This is a genomic window from Streptomyces sp. NBC_00287, assembly GCF_036173105.1.
GTDB lineage: Bacteria > Actinomycetota > Actinomycetes > Streptomycetales > Streptomycetaceae > Streptomyces.
The window spans coordinates 8477742-8498377 of the sequence record NZ_CP108053.1; the positions used below are offsets into that span (position 1 = coordinate 8477742).

The following is a 20636-nucleotide window of genomic DNA, read 5'->3' on the forward strand; positions in this document are numbered from 1 at the left end:
TGCCGTGAAAACCCGCCCCGTGGAACACCCAGAGTCGGTGGACCTCGTCACCACCCTCGCCCGCGCCCGCACTCTGGAGGATCCCGGCCCGGACACTCCCGCCGGGCCGGCCGTCCGTGCCTGGCCGGGACCGCCGAGCTCCCTACCGGAGCCCGACCCCGGTGAGCTGGACTTGCGGGCCCTGCTCGGCCTCTCCCTGGCGGCGTCGGACGGTTCCGGGCGGCTGCGGCCCGCGCCCTCCGCGGGTGCGCTGCACCCGGTGGACGCCCAACTCGTCGTAGGCACCGGCTGTGCACTGCCGCCCGGGCGCTACGGCTACGACCCTCTGCGCCACCGTGTGCACCGCCTCGGCCGGGAACCGGACGGCACGCTGCCCGGCGCGACCGTCGAACTCTCCGTCACCGCGCGGCGCACGGTCTCCCACTACGGTCATCGCGCCTGGCCGCTGATGCTGCTGGACACCGGGCATGTTGTCGGGGCGCTGTGGCTCGCGGCTCGCGCGCTGGGCACGGGCGCGTCCCGGCCTCGGCTGGACGGGCTCACCGAGGAACCTCTCGCCACGGTGCACGTCGCTCCAGCTGAGGGAGCGCGCCCGGACTCGGGCGCCGAACTACTGGCCCGCCGCAGCGCGCCCCCACCACTACGGGGCACCCCGCCCTCGGACGTTCTGCGCGCGCTGCTCGCCACCGCCGCCCAGGCGAGCGCCGGGGAACTCGGCTGGTGCGCGGCCGTCGGTGGACCGGAGCCGGAACTGGTCGAGTTGGCCCCCGACGGCACACTGCGGCGGCTCGCGGCGGGGGAGGCCCGGCCGACGCTCGCCGTATGGGGTGCGGGGCAGCCGTGGATCGCGGACGCGGGCGCCGTCCTGCTCGCCTACGGCTGCCCGTCCGACGCCGATGCCCCGCGCATCCGCCGAGCGCACCTGCGCGCCGGATTCGCCGTCCACCTCGCTCACTTGGCCGCCGTACGACACGGTCTGGCCGCCCGCCCTGTCGGCTCCTGGCAGCAGGCGGATCTGGGTGCTGCGCTCGGCGCCCCACCGGGCCGGGACTGGATCGTCCACGGCCTGGCCCTCGGCACCACCCACTCCGACGAGGAGAAGACCTCGTGATCGTCCACCCCGAGCTGCGCCGTGCCGCACGCCACGCACGGCGCCCCCTGCTCGCGGCCACTCTGCTCCAGGCGGCCGTCACCCTCACGCACCTCGGGCAGGCCGTACTGCTGGCCGTTGCCCTCGCCGACCTGGCCCGCGGGGACACGGACCGGCTCCCGCTGCTCCTCGGCACGGTGCTCGGCGTCGTCGCCGCGCGTGCCGGGCTCGACAACTGGCAGCGGCGAACCGCGACCCGTGCCGGGGTCAGGGTCAGGGTGGCTCTGCGGGACGAACTCGTGGCCCACCTCGGACGGTTGGGACCCGCGCACCTGACGACCGCGCGGGCCGGGGCCGTCCGTACCACCCTCGTCGACGGGGTGGAGGGCGTCGACGCCTATGTCTCCCGCTATCTGCCCCAGCTCCTGATCACCCTCACCGTGCCGCCCCTGCTGCTCGCGGCCTTGGCGGTCATCGAACCGGCCGCCCTCCTCGGCCTGGTCCCCGCCCTACTGCTCGCCCTCGTCGGACCGCGTGCCTGGGACAGGCTGCTGGCCAAGCGCGGAAAGGAGCATTGGGACACGTACGAGGAACTCGGTGCCGACTACCTGGAAGCTCTCCAGGGCATGCCCGCGCTGCGGGCCGCGGGCGCCGTCGGGCGGACCCGGAAGCGGCTGGAGAAGCGGTCGGCGGAGCTGCACCGGGCCACCGTCGCCAAGCTGCGCGTGTCCCTCGTCGACACCGGCATCACCGACCTGGCCATCCAGGGCGGCACCGCGGCCGCCGCGCTCCTCGCCTGCTGGTCGGCCGTCACCGGATCCACCGCGGCGACCGGCACCTACCTGGTGCTGCTCCTGGCCTCCGAGTGCTTCCGGCCGGTCCGTGATCTGTCCCGCGAGTGGCATGCCGGGTATCTGGGCGTGTCGGCAGCGGACGGGCTTGCGGCGCTGCGCACCGCCGAACCCGCCGTCCCCGACACGGGAACGGCACCGGCGCACTGGCCGGGCCCGCCCGAACTGCGTTTCAAGGACGTCGAGTTCACCTACGACGGCGCCGAGACGTCTGCGCTGAGCGGCATCACCTTCACCGCCGAGGCCGGACGTACGACCGCGATCGTCGGCCCGTCAGGCGCCGGCAAGTCCACGCTCCTCGCGCTGCTCCTGCGCCACCACGACCCGCAACGCGGCCACATCACCCTCGACGGCCGCGAGGTGAGCGAGTACGCGCTCGACTCGCTTCGACAGGGCATCGCCGTGGTCTCCCAGGAGACGTACCTCTTCCACGCCACCATCGCCGACAACCTGCGCCTGGCCCGGCCGGACGCCACGGACGACGAGCTGACACGCGCCACCCGAACCGCCGGCATCCACGACGAGATCGCCGCCCTCCCCGACGGCTACGCCACCGTCCTCGGCGAACGGGGCGCCACCCTGTCCGGCGGCCAGCGGCAGCGGCTCGCCCTGGCCCGCGCCCTGTTGGCCGACGCTCCGGTCCTCGTGCTGGACGAGGCCACCAGCGCGGTCGACGAACGCCGCGAGGCGGACATCGTCCGTGAACTGGTGGACGCCGCAGGAGGCCGGACCGTCCTGGTGGTCGCCCATCGGCTCGCCGCCGTCCGGCACGCGGACCGCATCGTCGTGCTCGACGGCGGACGCGTGGACGCCGTCGGCGAGCACACCACCCTCATCGAAGCCGGGGGCGTCTACGCGGAGCTCGTCAAGGCAGGCCACGCTTACCAGGGAGGGCTCGCCGCATGAGCAGCAGCACCACCACTACCGATCTGCCCGCGCGCGGCTCACTGCGCGCCCTGCTCCCCGCGCTCGCCGGGCACCGGATCATGATGGCCCGCACCTGTGCCGCCGCGCTCATCGAACAGGGCTCGCTCGTCACGTTGCTGACGCTGGCCGCGCACACCGTGGGAACCGCCGTCATCGAGGACAGCGCGCCCTCGGCCGGTACGGTCAGCGCGCTCATCGTCCTCGTCCTCGTACGCGCCCTGATGACCTGGCGCGAGATGGACCTCTCGCACGACCTGGCCTACCGGGTGCTGGCCGAGCTACGCGTACGCGTCTTCGACGGGCTCGCCCGCAGCGCGCCCGCCCGCGTCGCCGGCCGGCGCAGCGGGGACCTGGCCGCCACGGCCATGGCAGACGTCGAGGCGCTGGAGTTCTTCTACGCACACACGACCGCCCAACTCCTCGCATCGGGAGTGGTGTTCACCGGCGGTGCCACTGTTCTGGCTTCTGTGGAGCCATGGTTGCTGGTGGCGGTGGTGCCGGTCGCCGCGCTGCTCGCCGTGGCGCCCTTCGCCGACGCGCGCGGACGCGCGGCGCGCGGGGCCCGCACCAGGGCTGCCGCCGCGAAGCTGTCGGCAGACACGGTGGAGACCGTCGACGGGCTGCGTGAGCTGCTCGCCTTCGGTCGGCTGGGCGAGCGGCGCGGCCGTCTCGCCGAACAGGGTCGGAGGGTGGGTGAGGCACAGCGTGCCGAGGCCACGTGGGAAGCCATGGCCGCCGCCGTACGCGATCTCCTCATCGTGCTCGCGATCCTCGGCGTGGTGGCCGCCGCGGCGCAGTCCGTCACCTCCGGGCGGTTGCACGGCGCTTGGGCCCCGGCCGCGATGGCGCTGGCCCTGTCGGTGCTGGGCCCCGTCGCCGAGTCGGCCAGGGCACTGAGCCAGGCGGTGGGCCTGCGGGCCGCGGCCGCCCGGGTCAACGCGGCCCTGACGGCGCCCGCTCTCGCCCCGCCGCCCGCCACACCCCGTCCGCTTCCTTCCGGCCCGCTGGGCGTCCGACTCCACCAGGTGAGCTTCGACTACGGAGGCAAGCCCGTACTGGACGGAGTCGAGCTGAAGGTCCGCGCAGGGCAGACCCTGGCACTGGTCGGTGCGTCAGGGGCCGGCAAGTCGACCTGCGCGCACCTGCTGGCCCGCTTCTGGGACCCGTCCGAGGGCACCGTCCATCTGATACCCGGCGACGGCGATCCCGTCGACGTGCGTGACGTGAGCGATGCCGAACTTCGACGTGCCGTGGCCGTGGTGGGCCAGGACACGCCCCTCTTCCACGGCACCCTCACCGACAACCTTCGGCTGACCGCGCCCGAGGCGCACGGGGACCTCCTCACCGAAACGGCCCGGCTGTGCGGCGTCGACCGGATCGCCCCCCTGGACACCCTCGTCGGCGAGCGTGGCTCCACCCTCTCCGGCGGCCAGCGCGCCCGGATCGCTCTCGCCCGCGCGCTGCTGGCCGAGCCGAGAGTTCTCGTCCTCGACGAGACCACCGCCCACCTCGACAACGCCAGCGACGCCCAACTCGCCGCCGCTCTCGGCAAGAAGGACCGCACCACGATCGTCATCGCCCACCGCCCCGCCACCATCCGCCGCGCCGACCGCATCACCGTCCTCGAAGCCGGCCGCATCACGGAGGAAGGCACCTGGGACGAACTCACGAGCCGCCCCGACAGCGCGCTGAGCCGCATCCTGGCCGTCACCCCGTCCTGAACTCAGGAGCCTGGACGAAGTCCACGCGTCGCGAGGTCAGCTGCGGCAGCACCCCGCTGCCGCAGCTGAAGCCATCGGCTCAGAGAGCGCCCTGGGCCCAGGGGCCGGTGATCGCGAAGGTGATGCCGGGGGTCTGGATGTTCACGAACAGCCAGTTGCCGTTCTTCGGTTCGAACACGGAGCCGGCCCACTCGGAACCGCGGTGGTCGGCCGCCGGGACGTTCTTGCCCGCCGTACCGCCGCGCAGGTCGACGTTGTTGGTGGCGAAGCGGAAGATCTCGCCCTCGGTGGTGAGGCCGTGGACATACTCAGTGCCGCCGCCGTCCTCGCAGAGCACGAGGGCGCCGCTGGGGCTGACGCACATGTTGTCCGGCGCGTTGAGGACATCGGCGCCGGGCGAGGCGAACAGGACGCGGAACTCGTCAGTGGCCGGGTCGAGTTCGAAGACCTGGCCCTGGCGGGCGGGACCGCCGTCGGTCGTGATCACGTAGATGCGGTCGTTGCCGTACCAGGCACCTTCGAGGCGGCTGAAGACCGCGGCGCCGTTCGCCTGCGCCTGGAGCCGCACGGTGTCCGTCGCCGGGTCGACGTCCTCCACGGGCACCCAGGAGACGGTGCCGTACGCCTTCTCGGCGTCGAGGCGGGTGTCGTACGTCGTCGTGCCGATCCGCAGGGCCTCGAGGCGGCCGCCCTTGGACAGGTCGCCCGGCACCGCCGGGACGAACCGGTACAGCGAGGCGTCGCCGCGGTCCTCGGTCTCGTACACGTAACCGGTCGCCGGGTCGACGGCGATGGCCTCGTGGTTGAAGCGGCCCATCGCCTTGTACGGCTCGGGGTTGCCCTTGCCCTCCGAGGCCACCTCGAAGATGTAGCCGTGGCGCTTGCCGGCGGTCGTGGAGAAGGTCTCCTCGCAGGTGAGCCAGGTCTTCCACGGGGTGGGACCGCCGGCGCAGTTGCGGATGGTGCCGCCGAGGCTGCCGTAGGACTCCAGCCACTGGCCGGCGTCCGGGTCGAAGACCAGGGTGGTGGTGCCGCCGCCCGCCTCGGGGTTGTACGCCGGGGCGGTGAAGGCGGGTCCGGCGCCGCGCTCGTGGTTGCGGACGAGGTGGACCTTGTCGCCGTAGCGGAAGGCCGCCATGCCGTCGTGCGCGCTCGGGGTGCGCAGGCCGTCGTCCATGAGGTCGTTCGTCCACCCGTAGGAGATGTACTCGAACCCGCGCGGCAGGTGCAGCAGTTCAAGACCGGTCGCCTGGTCCTTCACCGGGCGCAACGGGCCGTATCCGGCGTCGAATTCGCGCTTGACCGGCTCGGCGGCCGCCGTTCGCGCCGCGAGGGCCTGGAAGGGGACGGAGGCGGCCGCGGCCACCGCCGCACCGCGCAGAATCGTGCGTCGTTCAACACCGCGACCGGTCGAAGATCCGGCGGACATACCTGACATGGGAGTCCTCTCGATACAACGAACCGGGGGGCGGCGGCAGTCACCTTAGGAGCGATCCCTTGTGCCGATTCCCAACGGAAAGTGACCTTTGAGAGAAGCTCTTTCTGATTGTGGTCATGGGGTGTGCGAGGAAGCGGCTTCGTTGACCTTCAGCCGAACCTGGATGTCGTCCCTATGGATGTGCATAGCAACCGGTCATGTAGGCGGACGTGGCGAGGAGTTCGAGATCCTTCGTCTTCAGTGGAGTGACGTGATCCGCGCGCTCCAGAGCCTTGCAGGCATCGACCCAGGCCCCCAAGGCGTACGCCGCCGACCCCGCTCAAGATCGCCGGTCACAGCCACGGCGGAGGCGGGCTCGCTGATGCTCAGGCCTGAGGCGTCGGTGCGATCTCCTCCACCAGGCCTTCGACCAGCTTCTTGATCTCGTCCCGGATCGGCCGTACGGCCTCCACGCCCTGGCCCGCCGGGTCGTCCAGCTGCCAGTCCAGGTACCGCTTGCCGGGGAAGACGGGGCACGTGTCGCCGCAGCCCATGGTGATGCAGACGTCCGACTCCTTCACCGCGCCGACCGTGAGCATCTTCGGGACCTCGGCGGAGATGTCGATGCCGACCTCGGCCATGGCCTCGACGGCGGCCGGGTTCACGTGCTCGCCCGGGTTGGAGCCGGCAGAGCGGACCTCGACGCGGTCCCCGGCCAGGTGGGTCAGCCATGCGGCGGCCATCTGGGAACGGCCCGCGTTGTGGACACAGACGAAGAGCACGGAGGGCTTGTCGGGCATCGGAGGTCTCTCTTGTCTCACGACGGCATCAGGCGCGCTTGGCATCGGCACCCGGTGGTATCAGCCACCACTGATGTGACAGTATCAGCGCATGCTGACGTCAGTCGACACTGACCTGATCCGGGTTCTGGCCGACCCGCTCAGGCTCCGGATCGTGACCCTGCTCGCCAAAGAGACGCTGTGCACCACCCACCTCGTGGAGGAGACCGGTGCCAGGCAGACCAACCTCTCCAACCATCTGAGAGTGCTGCGCGAGGCCGGGGTCGTCGAGACGGAGCCGTGTGGCCGGTTCACCTACTACCGGCTCAAGCCCGACGTCATCGACTCGCTCGCCGGTCGGTTCGCCGAACTGGCCGCGTCCGCCCGCACCGCAGCCGAGAACAAGAGGGCCTGCCCGTGATCCCCGCCGACACCGCGACAGCCGCTGTACCCGCTGCCGTCGAGCCCTCGCCGGGCAGCCCCCTCGTCTCCCGGGCCGCCGCCGAATTCATAGGTACGGCGCTGCTGGTGGCGGTCGTGGTCGGCTCCGGCATCCAGGCCACCGACCTGACGACGGACGTCGGCCTGCAACTGCTGGCCAACTCCCTGGCCACCGTCTTCGGCCTCGGCATCCTGATCCTCCTGCTCGGCCCGGTCTCCGGCGCCCACTTCAACCCGGCCGTCACCCTCGCCGAGTGGTGGACGGCGCGACGCGGAGGCGCCGGAGTCACCCTGCGCGAGGCCGCGGTATACGTGCCCGCGCAGATCGTCGGCGCCATCGCGGGCGCGATCCTGGCGGACGCGATGTTCGGCGAGCCCCTGGTGGAGTGGTCCACGCACGACCGCTCCGCCGGACACCTGCTGCTGGGCGAGATCGTCGCCACCGCCGGCCTGATCCTGCTGATCTTCGGCCTGGCCCGCGCCGACCAGCTCCGTTTCGCCCCGGTAGCCGTCGCGTCCTACATCGGCGCGGCCTACTGGTTCACCTCGTCCACGTCCTTCGCCAACCCGGCGGTCACGATCGGCCGAGCCTTCACCGACACCTTCGCGGGCATCGCACCGGGCTCGGTCCCGGGCTTCATCGGCATGCAACTCGTCGGCGCCGCGGTCGGTCTGGCGCTGGTGGCTCTCGTCTTCATGCCGGGGCGAGCGGCCGAGTGAGGCAGCGCTCGCCGAGCATGCCGACTGTGGCTGGAAGGACATAAGCACAGGCAAGGGATGGTGGCATCGCACACTGCCGAGGCGGACGCCACGTACTGAAGACTGACGGCCATGACCACGACTCCCGATGCCGATCGCTCCTCGACACCCGAACAGGAGCTATGGCTGACCCCGGGAGTACGGGGGATCGGCGCCGCCAGCTTCCTGGCGGATGTCGGCCACGAGATTCCCACCGCTCTGCTGCCCTCGCTGCTCACCTCCACGCTCGGCGCACCGGCCGCCGCGCTGGGCGCGATCGAGGGCGTGTCGGACGCGCTCGCCGGAGCCGCCCGCTTCGGCGGCGGGGTCGTGGCCGACGATCCGAACAGGCGCCGCAAGGTCGCCGTCGGCGGCTACACCGCCACGGCGGTACTCGGCGCCGCCACCGCGGCGGCCACCTCGGTATGGCAGGTCGGCGTTCTGCGCGCCGCGGCGTGGACGGCACGCGGACTTCGGGTGCCCGCGCGCAACGCGCTGCTCGCGGACCTTGTCCCGGCGGGGAGCTATGGGCGGGCGTACGGCTTCGAGCGGATGATGGACAACCTCGGCGCCATCTTCGGCCCGCTCCTCGCCCTCGGTCTGGTGGCCTGGCTCGGCGTGCAGTGGGCCATCGGGCTTTCGGTGATCCCGGGCCTGCTGGCAGCCGCCGCGGTCATCTATTCGATCCGCCACACGCCCAGGCCGACCGGCCGGGACAAGGTGCCGCTGAAGATCCGCGTACGCCCCTTGCTGCGGGGCGAACTGGGGCGGTTGATGACCGCGGTCGCGGCGTTCGAGGTCGGCAACGTGGCCGCGACCCTGCTGATCCTTCGCGCGAGCGACCTGCTCACCCCCGGACACGGCACGCAGACCGCGACGACCCTCGCGCTCGGCCTCTACATCGCCTACAACATCGCCGCCACCCTCGCCTCCGTCCCGGCGGGACGCCTGGCCGACCGGCTCGGTGCGCGCGGTCCGGTGCTCGTCCTGGCGGGCGGAGTCGCGGCGTTCGCCGCCTCGTACGGCCTGTTCGTGGTCACGGGCGCCGACCTGGCCGTACTGGTGATCCCGTTCGTCCTCGCCGGAATCGGCATCGGCGCCGTGGAAACGGCCCAGCACTCGGCCGTCGCCGCCCTCGCCCCAGCCGATCTGCGCGGCTCGGCGTTCGGACTGCTGGCCACCGTGCAGTCCCTGGGGAACCTCGCCGCGTCGACGGTGGCCGGTGTCCTGTGGACGGTGTTCTCCCCGGAGGCCGCGTTCGCCTACCTCACCGCGTGGATGCTCCTGGCCCTGGCGGGGCTGCGGATCAGGCCGCGACCGGCGTAATGGTCAGCAGCCTGCCCATCGCGGCCAGGACTGACGGCTCGACGCGGTAGTACACCCAGGTTCCGCGCCGCTCGGAGGTGAGCAGCCCCGCTTCCTTCAGCTTCTTCAGGTGATGGGAGACGGTCGGCTGCGAGACGCCCACGTCGGAGATGTCGCACACGCACGCCTCGCCGCCCTCGTGCGAGGCCACCAGCGAGAACAGCCGCAGCCGGACCGGGTCGCCCAGGGCCTTGAACATGCGCGCGGCCGTCTCCGCCTCGTCCGCGGTGAAGGGGCGCTCGGTCAGGGGCGGGCAGCATGGCGCCACGGTCTGGTCGGGCGTGGGCTCCAGCAGCGGCAGCACCTTCGTATTCGACATACGTCTATGTTGACATACGTCGAACCAGTGGGGTGATCAATGAACCCTGATTCGGCCAATGTCTATGTTGACGTTTGTCGAATCAGGTGGGACTCTGGGCTGCGTAGAACATCGACGAATGTCGAATCAAAGGGGAGTCCCGTGAACACGCCCAAGCTGCCCGTCGTCGTGATCGGAGCCGGTCCGATCGGCCTGGCCGCCGCCGCCCACCTCATCGAGCGCGGCCTCGAACCGCTGGTGCTGGAAGCCGGACCGTCGGCCGGCAGTGCCGTACGAGGCTGGGTGCACGTGCGCCTGTTCTCCCCGTGGGCCGAGGTCACCGACCCCGCCGCCGAGAAGCTGCTCGCCCCGACCGGCTGGGTCCGCCCCGACGGCGGCACCTACCCCACCGGCGGCGACTGGGCCGAGCGCTACCTCCAGCCGCTCGCCGACACGCTCGGCGACAAGGTCCGCTACGGCACCACGGTGACCGGCGTGGCCCGCGCGGGCCGCGACCGCATCGTCGACTCGGGCCGTGACGAGCAGCCCCTCACTGTGCACATCCGTACCGCCGACGGCCACGAGGAGCGGATCACCGCCCACGCCGTCATCGACGCCTCCGGCACCTGGTCCACCCCCAGCCCGCTCGGCGCCGACGGACTACCCGCCCTGGGTGAGAAGTCGGCAGCCGATCGCATCGCCTACGGCGTCCCCGACCTCAACGACCCCGCCGTACGCGCCCGTTACGCGGGCAGGCGCACCGCGGTCGTAGGCTCCGGCGCCTCCGCCTTCACCGCCCTGGCCCAACTCGCGGACCTGGCCAAGGACGAGCCGGGCACGCACGCGGTGTGGATCCTTCGACGCGGACTCACCGGATCCACCTACGGTGGCGGCGAGGCCGACCAGCTCCCGGCTCGCGGCGCCCTCGGCCTGCGCGCCAAGGCCGCCGTAGAGGAGGGGCACGCCAGCGCGGTCACCGGCTTCCGCACCGAGTCCGTCGAGCGCGACGCCGACGGCCGACTGGTCCTGTCCGCCGAGGACGGCCGCCGCCTCGACCCGGTGGACGAGATCATCGTCCTGACCGGTTTCCGCCCTGACCTGTCCTTCCTCTCCGAGCTCCGCCTCGGCCTCGACGAACGCCTCCAGGCCCCGACCGCCCTCGCCCCGCTCATCGACCCCAACGTCCACTCCTGCGGCACCGTCTATCCGCATGGCGTGAACGAGCTCTCCCACCCGGAGCAGGGCGTCTACCTGGTCGGAATGAAGTCCTACGGCCGTGCCCCCACCTTCCTCGCGATGACCGGCTACGAGCAGGTCCGCTCCATCGCCGCGGCCATCGCCGGCGACCGCGAGTCCGCCGAGCGGGTGGAACTGACCCTGCCCGAGACCGGAGTGTGCGGCGGCGCGGGCCTGTTCGACGAGCCGGAGAACGCCGAACAGTCCAGTGGCTGCTGCGCGGCCCCGGCGACGCTGCAGATCGGCGCCCCCGCGCCCTCGGGCGGCTGCTGAACTCCCTGCCCACTCAAGGAGGTTCGCCATGTCCCGCGTACAACTAGCCCTTTGCGTCCCCGACCTGGAGGCGTCCATCGCCTTCTACAGCAAGCTGTTCGGCACCGAGCCCGCCAAACTCCGCGACGGCTACGCCAACTTCGCCATCGCCGAGCCCCCGCTGAAGCTCGTCCTGTTCGAGGGAACGAAGGGCGAGGCGACCCGCATGGACCACCTCGGCGTCGAGGTGGAGACGACCGAGGCGGTCCACGCCGCCACCGCCCGCCTGAGCGAGGCGGGCCTGGCCACCGACGTCGAGTCCAACACCACCTGTTGCTACGCCCTCCAGGACAAGGTCTGGGTCCACGGCCCCGGCCAGGAACCCTGGGAGGTGTACGTGGTCAAGGCGGACGCGGAGCAGAAGGGGGGTTGCTGAGAACCCGGGTCAGACCAACTGGGGCTGGCGGCCCGGCTCTTCCACGGCGGCCTCGCGGGGTCCGCGCCGGTCGGCGATCAGGATCAGAGCGAGGCCCAGCAGAACCCAGCAGCCGAGAGTGAGGGCGGATCCGCCGCCACCCGTTCCGTCGAAGAACGCGTTGGCGCGCAGCAGGCTGCCGGAGGCGCCGGGCGGGAGAAGCTGGCCGAGGGTGGCCCAGCCGTTCGGCAGCCAGTGCGGCCCGCTGGCGAGACCGGACAGGGGGTTGCCCAGCAGCATGACGACGGCCGCGCCGAGACCGAAGCCGGCCATGCCCATCAGGGACTCCAGGCCCAGGAGCGTCAGGCAAAGGGCCGCCATCCCCAGCGACAGCCCGAGGCTGGTCATCAAGTAGTCGCCGCTCAGCGATCCCGTGCCGTACTGGAGGAAGGCCGCGACGGCAAAGCCCGCCACGACAGCGAAGGCGATACCGCCTGCCAGGCGCAGCCGCAGTCCGGCGTGGCCGGGGAAGAGGCGCGAAAGGATCATGGCGGGGATCATGCCGCCGAAGATCATGGGCAGGGCGGCGGAGGAGAAGCCCGAGCCCCTGGGGTCCTCGGAGGGGAACGGCCTGAGGTCGGTGACGGTGACCTCGGCCTGTTGCTGCTTGGCCAGGGCGGTGGCCGCGCTGGTCAGCGTGGCCGCGGACTGGGCTCCTCCGGCGGTGGCGGTGTACGCGGTGAGGTGTCCTTCCGCCGGCACGATGCCGCCCATGACCTCGCGGTCCTTCACCGCGGCCGTGAGGGCCTTCTCGTCGTCATACGTGCTGACGTCCCACTCCTCGCCGGACAGGGCCTTGGACAGCGCCGCCGTGGCGTCCTGTGAGCCGGTGACACCGACGGGGATGTTGTGCGGGCCGCTGTTGACCGAGGGCAGCGCGAAGGCGCACAGCATGGCGACGACGACGGCAGCCAGGCCGACCACGATGACCGCGAGTTTGCGAGCCTGCCCGGCGCGGTCTGGCGTTGTTGCGCTTTGGTTCATGGAGGCTTCCTTGCAGAGGGTGGGCGCCGGTGCGAGTACCCGACACAGTGGCTTGATACACGATTACAGGGTAGATTGAATCGTGTGTCAAACAGTGAGTCTCCCGCCCCCGTCCCGTCCGAGCTGGTCCAGGCCGCGCTGCGCGTCGCCCGGAAGCGCAAAGCGGCCGTAGCCGACGTGCCCCTGCAGGCCATCGCGCTGGAAGTCGGCATCTCCCGCAGCACGCTGCTGCGCCGCCTCGGTGGTGGCCGGCAGGCCCTCGACGAGGCGGTACGAGCCGCAGGCGTCGACCCCGGCGGCCAGAAGCCCGTACGCGAACGGGCCATCGAAGCCGGAGCCGCCCTGATCAGCAGCCACGGACTGGCATCCGTGTCCCTCGAACGCGTCGCCGCTGCCGCCCAGTGCTCGGTGCACAGCCTCTACGCGGCGTTCGGCGGCCGGGACGAAATGCTCCAGGCGATCTTCCTGCGCTACAGCCCTCTGGTGGACGTCGAGGCAGTCGTGGCCGCGCAGCCCGAGGACCTGGACAGCACGGTCCGGAAGATCTACGCGCTCCTGGCCACGGCTCTCCAGCGCGAACCGCGAGTCCTGCCGGCCATCCTCGCCGAGTTCCTGGCACGCCCGCAGGACGAGACCCTCCAGCCACTCGTCCAGTACGTCTACCCGCGTCTGTTCGCGGGCGTCGGCAAGTGGCTCACCGCTGAAATCGCGGCGGGCCGCATTCGCGACCTACCGCCGCTGCTGATCATCCAGCAGCTGTCGAGCCCCCTGGTCATGCACCTCCTCCTCCGGCCGATCACCCAACAGGTCCCCGACCTGCCGGCCCCGCCCATCGAAGAGGTCTGCGACACCTTCGCCGACGCCTTCCTCCGCGCCGTCGCACTGCCCTGAGCACCACATGCCCCACCGTCACCTGAAGGCGCACAATTGAGGTGGCCGTACTGAGCCGCCCCACGGCCGGACTCCGCGGAGGTCCTCATGCATCCCGCAACTGTCGCCGGTGCCGCACTTGGCCGTCTCGCTCACCACGCCGTCTCCGGTGTGGTCGGAGTCGCCGTCCTGAGGGGTGCGAGCAAGGCGGCTCCCAGGGCCAGGCCCGCGGCGCGCAAGGCCATGGTCAACGGGCTCGCCGGAGGCATCGTGGCCGCCCGGTGGCTCGGGTCCGCGGCGGAGGAGGCCCGGCTCAAGGCGGGGGACATGCTGGCCGAGGCCCGCTCCTCGCTCGGTGAGGAGGCACCGCCCCCGTCCGCGGTCGACATCAACAGCCACGACCACGACCACCAGCACTGATCATGTCCGGCGTCCTGGTCCGTTCCGCCGCCGCGGGCCGTGTGCGGCTGACCGTCCCCTGGCTGAGGGCCCGGCCGGGCTGTGCCGGCCTTGTCGACGACCGGCTCGCGGATCTCCCGGGTTTCCGTGCGCTGCGGATCTTCCCGCGCACGGGCAGCGTCATCATCTGGGTCGAGCCGTCCGATCTGGACGTCGACCGGCTGGCCGCGGCGCTGGAAGAGGCTCCCCCCTCCGCCGTACCGGACAAGCGGAGCCGGTCGGTGGCCGACTCCTCCACCGGTGAGGTGGCCCGGCTCGTGGTGGGCGGGGCGGTGCTCGCTGTAGTGGCCGTGCACCGTCTGGTGCTGCGCCGGTCCCCGTGGGTCACCGGCGGCCGCTCCGGGTTCCTCGGCGCCGTCACGGTCTTCAGCGGTCTGCCCTTCTTCCGGGGCGCGCTACGGACCATGACGGGCCGTCAGCATCCAGGCACCGACACCCTCGTCACCGCCGCCACCGTCATCTCCCTGCTGCTGCGCGAGAATGTGGTCGCCCTCACCGTGCTGTGGCTGCTCAACATCGGTGAGTTCCTCCAGACGGTCACCCTGCGCCGCACCCGCCGCGCCATCGAGGAGCTGCTCAGCATCGGCGAGGAGCGGGTCTGGCTGGTCCGCGAGGGCGTCGAGGTCGAGGTCGCGCTGGACGACGTAGAACCTGGTGACGTGGTCGCGGTCTACGAGCACCACAAGATCCCGGTCGACGGGACCGTGCTGAGCGGCGAGGCGCTCGTCGACCAGGCCGCGATCACCGGCGAGGCCCTCCCGGTCTACACCCGGGACGGCGCCGAGGTGTACGCCGGCACCCTCGTCACCTCCGGGTCGCTCACCGTCCGCGCCACTTCCGTCGGCAGCGACACCACCGTCGGGCGGATCATCAGCCGCGTCGAGGAGGCCCAGGCCGACCGGGCGCCGATCCAGACCGTCGCCACCCGCTTCACCCGCCGCTTCGTCCCCGTCTCCCTGGCCCTGGCGACGGGGACGTACGTCGTCACCCGCGACGCCCGGCGGGCCATGACCATGCTCCTGGTCGCCTGTCCGTGTGCGGCCGGGCTCGCCACTCCCACCGCGATCAGCGCGGCCATCGGCAACGGCGCCCGGCACGGCACGCTGATCAAGGGCGGCACCCACCTGGAGGGCGTCGGCCGGGTCACCGCCGTCGTCTTCGACAAGACCGGCACCCTCACCTTCGGCCGCCCGCTGGTCACGAGCGTCGTCGCGTTCCACGAGAACTACACCGCCGACGACGTCCTGAGCCTCGCCGCCTCCGGCGAACTGCACGCCCGCCACCCGCTGGCCCAGGCCATCGTCACCCGGACCGAGGAGCAGCACCTCAACATCCCCATCCACCAGGCCTGCGAAGTCGTCCTCGGCATGGGCATGCGCGCCGAACTCGACGGCACCCGCCTCCTGGTCGGCAGCCCAGCCCTGTTGCGCCGCCACGGACTCGAACTCACCCCGGTCGCCCAGGAGTGGACCGAGCAACTGCGCAATCAGGGCGAGACCGTTATCTGCCTGGCCCACGACGACGCCCTCATCGGCATGCTCGGCGTGTCCGACGCGGTACGCGCCGCAGCCGGCACGGTCGTCCAGCAACTGCGCGACCTCGGCGTCCAGCGGATCATCCTGCTGACCGGCGACGCCCCCGAGACCGCCCAGGCCGTCGCCGACGCCCTCGACATCGCCGAAGTGCACGCCCACGCCCTGCCCGAAGCCAAGCTCCAGCTGATCCGCGACCTCCAGGAGGAGGGCCACATGGTCGCCATGGTCGGCGACGGCACCAACGACGCCCCCGCCCTCGCCCTGGCCGACGTCGGCATCGCCATGGGCGAACACTCCTCGCATGTCGCCCTGGAGACCGCCGACATCGCCCTCGCCGGCAACGACCTCCGCCAGGTCGCCGCCGTCGTGGAACTGAGCCGCCACACCCTGCGCGTCGTACGGCAGAACTACGGCCTGGCCATCGGCGTCAACCTCGCAGGACTGCTCGCGAGCGCGGGCGGCTCCCTCAACCCCGTCGCTGCCGCCTTCCTGCACAACACCAGCAGCATCGCCGTCGTCGGCAACTCCGCCCGCCTGGTCAGGCACACCCCGCATCTGCCCAGAGAAACGGGCCGGCCCCTGGGCGCGGCACCGCTGGAGGAGACCCGGCTGCGCTGACCTACGGCAACTGGAACAGATTCATCCGGTACTCCTCCACCTGCGGCAGCCGCTGCTCGGCCAGCCCGGCGAGCATCTCTCGCTCCGCGGCGGGCAGCCGGTCGTGCACCGGCGCCGGAAGGCTGGAACCTTCTCCCGGTAACCGGACATGGTCAGTTCACTGCCGTCCCGAGTACGCCAGATGTGGATAGAGGCGTCCTGGTTGCCGCTGCAGATCCACTTGCCGGTCGGGGAGACGGCGAGAGCCAGATGCGAGCCGACATAGGGGTACGTCACCACAGGACGCTCGGTGTGGCGCTCGTGCCCGCGCACGGCACCGTACGCCGCCACGGCCAGCCGCCGCCCCTGCCGCAGCCAAGCCAGGTCGGTGACGGTGGACGGAGCGGATTCGGTACGCCACAACTCCTCACCGTCCGGGCCGAGTACGAGCGCCCGCCGCCCGAAGGCTACGGCGACGCGGGAGTCGTCGGCCCAGGCCACGGCACCTGACCAGACGCCGGACTCACGCACGGTCGCGGTCCCGTCCGAGCGCCGCCACAGCGCGTACCCCATGGGTCCGTGTGCAGCCAAGTGCGCGGCGTTCTGTGAGAGTTGAACACCCAGCGCGCCACCGGAGAGGCCGAACGCGCCCAACTCGGCACCCATGGCCGCGTCCAGAACCTTCACCGTCCCCTCGGCGCCGGTGACGGCCACCAGGTCGCCGCGCGCGCTGAGGGCGACGGGCGCGTCGTCCACGGTGATGTCCCAGGCGACGGTCGGCTCGGCATCGACGGTGAGATTCACGCGGCCACCCCTGCCGTGGCCAGGCAGGCCGCGAAGCCGCGCTCCAGCGCCTCGCGGTCGAGGTCTCGGCCGATGAACACCAGCTTGTTGCCGCGTGGTTCGCTGTCGCGCCACTCCCGTCCGAGGGTGCCGTCGAGCAGCATGTGGACGCCCTGGAAGACGTACTGCTTGGGCTCCCCGGCCAGGGCGAGGATGCCCTTGGAGCGGAAGATGCCGACGCCCTTGATGCGCAGCAGGGTACCGAGCCAGGCGTTGAGCCGCTTCTCGTCCAGTTCGCCCTCGAGCTCGATACCGAATGAGGTGACGGTGGTGTCGTGCTGGTGCTCGGTGTCCGTGAGGAGCGACGGGTCGTCGGCGAGCACCCGCTGGAGGTCGAACGCGCCGACGTCCAGGACCTGTTGGAGGTCGATCCGGGCGTGCCGGGCGCGCAGGATCTGCACCGGCGCGTTGATCGACCGGATCCGCGCCTCGATCTCGGTGAGGGTGCTGTCGTCGGCGAGGTCGGTCTTGTTGAGGACGATCCGGTCGGCGAAGGCGATCTGCTCGACGGCCTCGTTCTCCACGCCCTCGGGTTTGACCTCGTCGAGGTGCGGGAGGACATGGGCGGCATCGACGAGGGGGACGATGGCGTCCAGACGCAGCTGTGAGGCGATCTCATCGTCCATGAAGAAGGTCTGCGCGACCGGCGCGGGGTCGGCGAGCCCGGTGGTCTCGATGAGGATGTGGTCGAACTTCTCGCGGCGGCGCATCAGCGCGGCCAGGATGCGGATGAGATCGCCGCGCACGGTGCAGCAGATGCAGCCGTTGTTCATCTCGAAGATCTCTTCCTCGGCGTCGAGGACGAGCGCGTCGTCGATGCCGACCTCACCGAACTCGTTCTCGATGACGGCGATCCGCAGCCCGTGGTTCTCGGTGAGGATGCGGTTGAGCAAGGTCGTCTTGCCCGAGCCGAGGAAGCCGGTCAGGACGGTGACGGGGACACGTGCGGCACGGGTTTCCGGGGATGCCGGGGTGGTCAACCAGGTCTCCTAGCAGCTGTGTTGTCCGGGGGAGAGGGGGCGGCGGCCCGCAGATCGCCCTCCGTGATCTGTCGGCTGTTCAGCCGGCACGGTTGGCAGTCGGCGCAGATGCCGCTGAGTTCGACGGTGTGCTCCACGGCCGCGAATCCGGTGTCGGCGGTGATGCGGTCGGCCCACTCCTCGACGACCGCCGAGTCCACCGGGCGGCTGTGGCCGCAGCCGCGACAGATCAGATAGTGGCGGTGCCCGTCGGCGGGCCGTCGCCGGTACAGCCGTTCCCCGGAGTCGTCACGGATGACATCGACGCCGCCGGTGGCCGCGAGTTCGCGCAGCGCCCGGTAGACCGTGGTCAGCCCGATCCGATGTCCGCGCGCCGACAGCAAGGCATGCAACTCCTGTGCCGACACGAAGTTCTGGCAGCCCGTCAGTCCTTCCAGGACCGCGGCCCGCTGCCGGGTCGTGCGGTTACTCACGGCAGGTCACCTCCACGGGATGTCGCCGGGGCGGCACAGTGAAAAGGCTAGATGAAAATGACATCCATATCTATATGAATCGTTGGTCATGTCTCGGCGGTGCCTGGGCTGGAGGGCGGGCTTCCAAGTCGATGCATCAATCCAGATTGATGTATTCTCGAGATATGGGACCCCGACCCCCGGACGCGACAGCCGCGCCGCCGGAATTCGTCCGGCTGGCCGCGCATCCGTTGCGCTGGCGGCTGCTGACGGAGCTCGCCGGTGGCGACTATCGGGTCCGTGAACTGGTGGAACGCGTCGGGGAGCCGCAGAACCTGGTCTCGTATCACCTACGGCTGCTGCGCGACGGCGGTCTGGTCAAGGCCCGGCGCAGCAGCTTCGACGGCCGGGACAGCTACTACCACCTCGACCTGGAGCATTGCGCTCAGGCGCTGGCCGCCGCCGGAGCGGCCCTGCACCCGGCGTTGAGCCAGACCCCCTCACCACCCCGTCGTCCGGTCGCCCGGGCGGGATCCCGCCGACCTGCGGTGCTCTTCGTGTGCACCGGCAACAGCGCCCGCTCGCCGATTGCCGAAGCCCTGCTGCGCCACCACACCACCGGCCGCGTGACGTCGGCCAGTGCGGGCACCAGCCCCAAGCCACAGGTGCACCCGCATGCCGTCCGGGTCCTGCGCGAGTCGTTCGGCATCGAGCTCTCCGGTCACCGCACCCAGCACGTGGACGACCTGGCCGGACGGCGCTTCGACCACGTGATCACCCTGTGCGACAAGGCTCGCGAGGTCTGCCCGGAGTTCGGCTCGCGGCGGGTCCACTGGAGCATGGCCGATCCGGGCGCGGCCGATGACACCGGCCAGGGCGGCTACGCGGCCTTTCAGCACGCGGCGGCAGACATAGACACCCGCGTCAGACACCTGATGCCGCTCCTGAACACCCCCGAGACCGTTGCGAGGTCCGAGCCATGACCACTCACGACGAATACGTCAGCGTCCGCTACCTCGTCGATGACGTGCAGGCCGCCACCGACTTCTACACCACCCACCTGGGGTTCACGCTGAACTCCAGCGCCGCCCCCGCCTTCGCCGACGTGGTCCGCGGTCGACTGCGGCTGCTGCTGTCGGGCCCGGCGAGCTCGGGCGCCCGGGCCACCCCGAAGGAGGCCGCCGTCCCGGGCGGCAATCGCATCCACCTCACCTACGAGGACCTCGACGGCGAGATCGCCCGACTGCGCAGCGCCGGTCTCTCCTTCCGCAGCGAGGTCGTCTCCGGTCCCGGAGGACGTCAGATCCTGCTGGCCGACCCGGCGGGCAACCTCATCGAGCTGTTCCAGCCCGCTCGACACTCTGGTGGTAAGCACAACTGACGATTCGTCGATGATTCGAGGGACGGCATGTCCACGATCGTGATGACAGGCGGCACATCAGGATTCGGAGCGATTGCCGCGGAGCGGCTGACGCGGTCGGGCGGCGCTCGGGTGATCCTCAGTGCGCGCCAACCGATCTCTGCCGGTGAGTCGTTCCAGCTCGACCTGACGGAACTCGGCTCGGTGCGTGCCTTTGCGACACAGGTCCGCGAACGACTGGACGGAACTCCCGTCGACGCGTTGCTGCTCAACGCCGGCATGGTCCGTCCCGACGTCACCGGTCGTACGGTCGACGGCTACGAGACGACGTTCGCCGTCAACCACCTTGCGCACTACCTGTTGTTGCGCCTGCTGCTGCCCGCTCTGGCAGAAGGGGCGATCGTCGTGCTGACCACGAGCGGCACACACGATCCCGCCACCGGAGCCGGACTGGCACCGCCCCGGCATGCCGACGCCGAGTTGCTCGCGCATCCCGATCGCGACCCGGGGTGCGACACCCGGCCGCGCAAGTCGGGCGAGCACGCGTACACCGCTTCCAAGCTGTGCGCCGTACTCACCGCACGCTCGTTGTCCGAGCACCCCGCCATCCGGACCCGGCACGTGACCGCACTCGCCTACGATCCAGGGCAGGTCTTCGGGACCGGATTGGCCAAGGACCTCTCGCTCCCGTTGCGGACCGCCTGGTCGCTTCTGGGTACGCCGGTGCTGGGGTGGCCGCTGCGCCTGCTCAGCCCCACTCTCAACAGCCGCACCGCCGCCGGCACCACCTTGGCCGACCTGGCTCTCGGCCGCGCGACGCCTCCGAAGGGACACACCTATGCCGCCCTGCGACGAGGACAGCTCAGTTGGGCGGACCCATCGGAACTGGCGCGCAGGGACGATCTGGCCCAGGCGCTGTGGAACGACAGCGCCAGACTTGTCGGCCTGCCGGACTGACGCAGGTCT

Annotated in this window: 21 protein-coding genes; 14 read left to right on the forward strand and 7 right to left on the reverse strand. The window is 71.2% G+C overall.

Annotation, left to right across the window (positions count from 1 at the left end):
• Window positions 1-19 precede the first annotated feature (19 nt).
• From OHT76_RS38535 to OHT76_RS38545, 3 genes are read left to right on the forward strand one after another with little or no spacing between them, the layout of a single operon-like run.
• Complete coding sequence (locus tag OHT76_RS38535) at window positions 20-1111, forward strand: nitroreductase family protein (RefSeq protein WP_328875509.1); 1092 nt, start codon at window positions 20-22, stop codon at window positions 1109-1111.
• On the forward strand, window positions 1108-2847 hold the full coding sequence (locus OHT76_RS38540; protein WP_328875510.1) for an ABC transporter ATP-binding protein/permease: 1740 nt from the start codon (window positions 1108-1110) through the stop codon (window positions 2845-2847). Before OHT76_RS38535 ends, OHT76_RS38540 begins: the two co-directional genes overlap by 4 nt.
• The gene (locus tag OHT76_RS38545; protein WP_328875511.1) at window positions 2844-4589 is read left to right on the forward strand and encodes an ABC transporter ATP-binding protein; all 1746 of its coding nucleotides are present in this window, start codon (window positions 2844-2846) and stop codon (window positions 4587-4589) included. Before OHT76_RS38540 ends, OHT76_RS38545 begins: the two co-directional genes overlap by 4 nt.
• A 79-nt stretch (window positions 4590-4668) precedes the next feature.
• Here the strand turns inward: OHT76_RS38545 and OHT76_RS38550 are convergent, their stop codons facing one another.
• Both OHT76_RS38550 and OHT76_RS38555 read right to left on the reverse strand, forming a co-directional pair.
• Window positions 4669-6018 carry an alkaline phosphatase PhoX gene (locus OHT76_RS38550; protein WP_328875512.1) on the reverse strand — a complete coding sequence of 450 codons (1350 nt, stop codon included), beginning with the start codon at window positions 6016-6018 and terminating at the stop codon, window positions 4669-4671.
• Window positions 6019-6392: 374 nt separating this feature from the next.
• The gene (locus tag OHT76_RS38555; protein ID WP_328875513.1) at window positions 6393-6806 is read right to left on the reverse strand and encodes an arsenate reductase ArsC; all 414 of its coding nucleotides are present in this window, start codon (window positions 6804-6806) and stop codon (window positions 6393-6395) included.
• A gap of 91 nt (window positions 6807-6897) precedes the next feature.
• Between OHT76_RS38555 and OHT76_RS38560 the strand changes: the two genes are divergently transcribed.
• The 3 genes from OHT76_RS38560 (at window position 6898) to OHT76_RS38570 (ending at window position 9290) form a co-directional block, all read left to right on the forward strand.
• Entirely contained in the window at window positions 6898-7206 is a 309-nt protein-coding gene (locus OHT76_RS38560) for an ArsR/SmtB family transcription factor (RefSeq protein WP_328875514.1), read from the forward strand.
• Window positions 7197-7946: an aquaporin gene (locus OHT76_RS38565; RefSeq protein WP_443049948.1), complete on the forward strand. Its 750-nt coding sequence runs from the start codon at window positions 7197-7199 to the stop codon at window positions 7944-7946. Before OHT76_RS38560 ends, OHT76_RS38565 begins: the two co-directional genes overlap by 10 nt.
• 111 nt (window positions 7947-8057) lie before the next feature.
• The gene (locus tag OHT76_RS38570) at window positions 8058-9290 is read left to right on the forward strand and encodes an MFS transporter (protein WP_328875516.1); all 1233 of its coding nucleotides are present in this window, start codon (window positions 8058-8060) and stop codon (window positions 9288-9290) included.
• On the opposite strand, the gene OHT76_RS38575 is transcribed toward OHT76_RS38570, so the two are convergent.
• Window positions 9271-9648, reverse strand: a complete 378-nt coding sequence (locus tag OHT76_RS38575) for an ArsR/SmtB family transcription factor (protein WP_328875517.1) — start codon at window positions 9646-9648, stop codon at window positions 9271-9273. The two genes, OHT76_RS38570 and OHT76_RS38575, sit on opposite strands and share 20 nt — an antisense overlap.
• A gap of 141 nt (window positions 9649-9789) precedes the next feature.
• Between OHT76_RS38575 and OHT76_RS38580 the strand changes: the two genes are divergently transcribed.
• Complete coding sequence (locus OHT76_RS38580; RefSeq protein WP_328875518.1) at window positions 9790-11136, forward strand: NAD(P)-binding domain-containing protein; 1347 nt, start codon at window positions 9790-9792, stop codon at window positions 11134-11136.
• Between the two features lie 28 nt (window positions 11137-11164).
• Window positions 11165-11551: an ArsI/CadI family heavy metal resistance metalloenzyme gene (locus OHT76_RS38585; RefSeq protein ID WP_328875519.1), complete on the forward strand. Its 387-nt coding sequence runs from the start codon at window positions 11165-11167 to the stop codon at window positions 11549-11551.
• Between the two features lie 9 nt (window positions 11552-11560).
• Here OHT76_RS38585 and OHT76_RS38590 read toward each other — a convergent pair whose 3' ends face one another.
• Window positions 11561-12574, reverse strand: coding sequence for a hypothetical protein (locus tag OHT76_RS38590; RefSeq protein ID WP_328875520.1), 1014 nt, complete (start codon window positions 12572-12574; stop codon window positions 11561-11563).
• Window positions 12575-12658: 84 nt separating this feature from the next.
• Here OHT76_RS38590 and OHT76_RS38595 point away from each other — a divergent pair, with 84 nt between their 5' ends.
• From OHT76_RS38595 to OHT76_RS38605, 3 genes are all read left to right on the forward strand, one after another.
• The gene (locus OHT76_RS38595; protein WP_328875521.1) at window positions 12659-13465 is read left to right on the forward strand and encodes a TetR/AcrR family transcriptional regulator; all 807 of its coding nucleotides are present in this window, start codon (window positions 12659-12661) and stop codon (window positions 13463-13465) included.
• Between the two features lie 87 nt (window positions 13466-13552).
• Window positions 13553-13864: a DUF1490 family protein gene (locus OHT76_RS38600; RefSeq protein WP_328875522.1), complete on the forward strand. Its 312-nt coding sequence runs from the start codon at window positions 13553-13555 to the stop codon at window positions 13862-13864.
• 2 nt (window positions 13865-13866) lie between these two features.
• On the forward strand, window positions 13867-16056 hold the full coding sequence (locus OHT76_RS38605; RefSeq protein WP_328875523.1) for a heavy metal translocating P-type ATPase: 2190 nt from the start codon (window positions 13867-13869) through the stop codon (window positions 16054-16056).
• A gap of 21 nt (window positions 16057-16077) precedes the next feature.
• Here the strand turns inward: OHT76_RS38605 and OHT76_RS38610 are convergent, their stop codons facing one another.
• Genes OHT76_RS38610 through OHT76_RS38620 form a run of 3 tightly spaced genes read right to left on the reverse strand, consistent with a single transcriptional unit; the run spans window position 16078 to window position 18331 of the window.
• Entirely contained in the window at window positions 16078-16839 is a 762-nt protein-coding gene (locus OHT76_RS38610; protein ID WP_328875524.1) for a WD40 repeat domain-containing protein, read from the reverse strand.
• Window positions 16836-17858 (reverse strand): CobW family GTP-binding protein, encoded by a 1023-nt coding sequence (locus OHT76_RS38615; protein WP_328875525.1) that lies wholly within the window; start codon window positions 17856-17858, stop codon window positions 16836-16838. The genes OHT76_RS38610 and OHT76_RS38615 overlap by 4 nt, the downstream gene beginning before the upstream one ends.
• Window positions 17855-18331, reverse strand: coding sequence for a Fur family transcriptional regulator (locus OHT76_RS38620; RefSeq protein ID WP_328875526.1), 477 nt, complete (start codon window positions 18329-18331; stop codon window positions 17855-17857). The genes OHT76_RS38615 and OHT76_RS38620 overlap by 4 nt, the downstream gene beginning before the upstream one ends.
• Window positions 18332-18495: 164 nt before the next feature.
• Here OHT76_RS38620 and OHT76_RS38625 point away from each other — a divergent pair, with 164 nt between their 5' ends.
• Genes OHT76_RS38625 through OHT76_RS38635 form a run of 3 tightly spaced genes read left to right on the forward strand, consistent with a single transcriptional unit; the run spans window position 18496 to window position 20627 of the window.
• Window positions 18496-19293 carry a metalloregulator ArsR/SmtB family transcription factor gene (locus OHT76_RS38625; RefSeq protein WP_328875527.1) on the forward strand — a complete coding sequence of 266 codons (798 nt, stop codon included), beginning with the start codon at window positions 18496-18498 and terminating at the stop codon, window positions 19291-19293.
• Window positions 19290-19691, forward strand: coding sequence for a VOC family protein (locus OHT76_RS38630; protein WP_328875528.1), 402 nt, complete (start codon window positions 19290-19292; stop codon window positions 19689-19691). The genes OHT76_RS38625 and OHT76_RS38630 overlap by 4 nt, the downstream gene beginning before the upstream one ends.
• Window positions 19692-19718: 27 nt before the next feature.
• A complete protein-coding gene (locus OHT76_RS38635; RefSeq protein WP_328875529.1) occupies window positions 19719-20627 on the forward strand; it encodes an SDR family NAD(P)-dependent oxidoreductase in 909 nt (302 codons plus the stop codon).
• Window positions 20628-20636: the final 9 nt, after the last annotated feature.

Coding starts and splice junctions, on each gene's coding strand:
- OHT76_RS38545 (WP_328875511.1), top strand. CDS start 2,844: ATGAGCAGCAGCACCACCACTACCGATCTGCCCGCGCGCGGCTCACTG.
- OHT76_RS38550 (WP_328875512.1), bottom strand. CDS start 6,018: ATGTCCGCCGGATCTTCGACCGGTCGCGGTGTTGAACGACGCACGATT.
- OHT76_RS38555 (WP_328875513.1), bottom strand. CDS start 6,806: ATGCCCGACAAGCCCTCCGTGCTCTTCGTCTGTGTCCACAACGCGGGC.
- OHT76_RS38560 (WP_328875514.1), top strand. CDS start 6,898: ATGCTGACGTCAGTCGACACTGACCTGATCCGGGTTCTGGCCGACCCG.
- OHT76_RS38570 (WP_328875516.1), top strand. CDS start 8,058: ATGACCACGACTCCCGATGCCGATCGCTCCTCGACACCCGAACAGGAG.
- OHT76_RS38575 (WP_328875517.1), bottom strand. CDS start 9,648: ATGTCGAATACGAAGGTGCTGCCGCTGCTGGAGCCCACGCCCGACCAG.
- OHT76_RS38585 (WP_328875519.1), top strand. CDS start 11,165: ATGTCCCGCGTACAACTAGCCCTTTGCGTCCCCGACCTGGAGGCGTCC.
- OHT76_RS38590 (WP_328875520.1), bottom strand. CDS start 12,574: ATGAACCAAAGCGCAACAACGCCAGACCGCGCCGGGCAGGCTCGCAAA.
- OHT76_RS38600 (WP_328875522.1), top strand. CDS start 13,553: ATGCATCCCGCAACTGTCGCCGGTGCCGCACTTGGCCGTCTCGCTCAC.
- OHT76_RS38605 (WP_328875523.1), top strand. CDS start 13,867: ATGTCCGGCGTCCTGGTCCGTTCCGCCGCCGCGGGCCGTGTGCGGCTG.
- OHT76_RS38625 (WP_328875527.1), top strand. CDS start 18,496: ATGGGACCCCGACCCCCGGACGCGACAGCCGCGCCGCCGGAATTCGTC.
- OHT76_RS38630 (WP_328875528.1), top strand. CDS start 19,290: ATGACCACTCACGACGAATACGTCAGCGTCCGCTACCTCGTCGATGAC.
- OHT76_RS38635 (WP_328875529.1), top strand. CDS start 19,719: ATGTCCACGATCGTGATGACAGGCGGCACATCAGGATTCGGAGCGATT.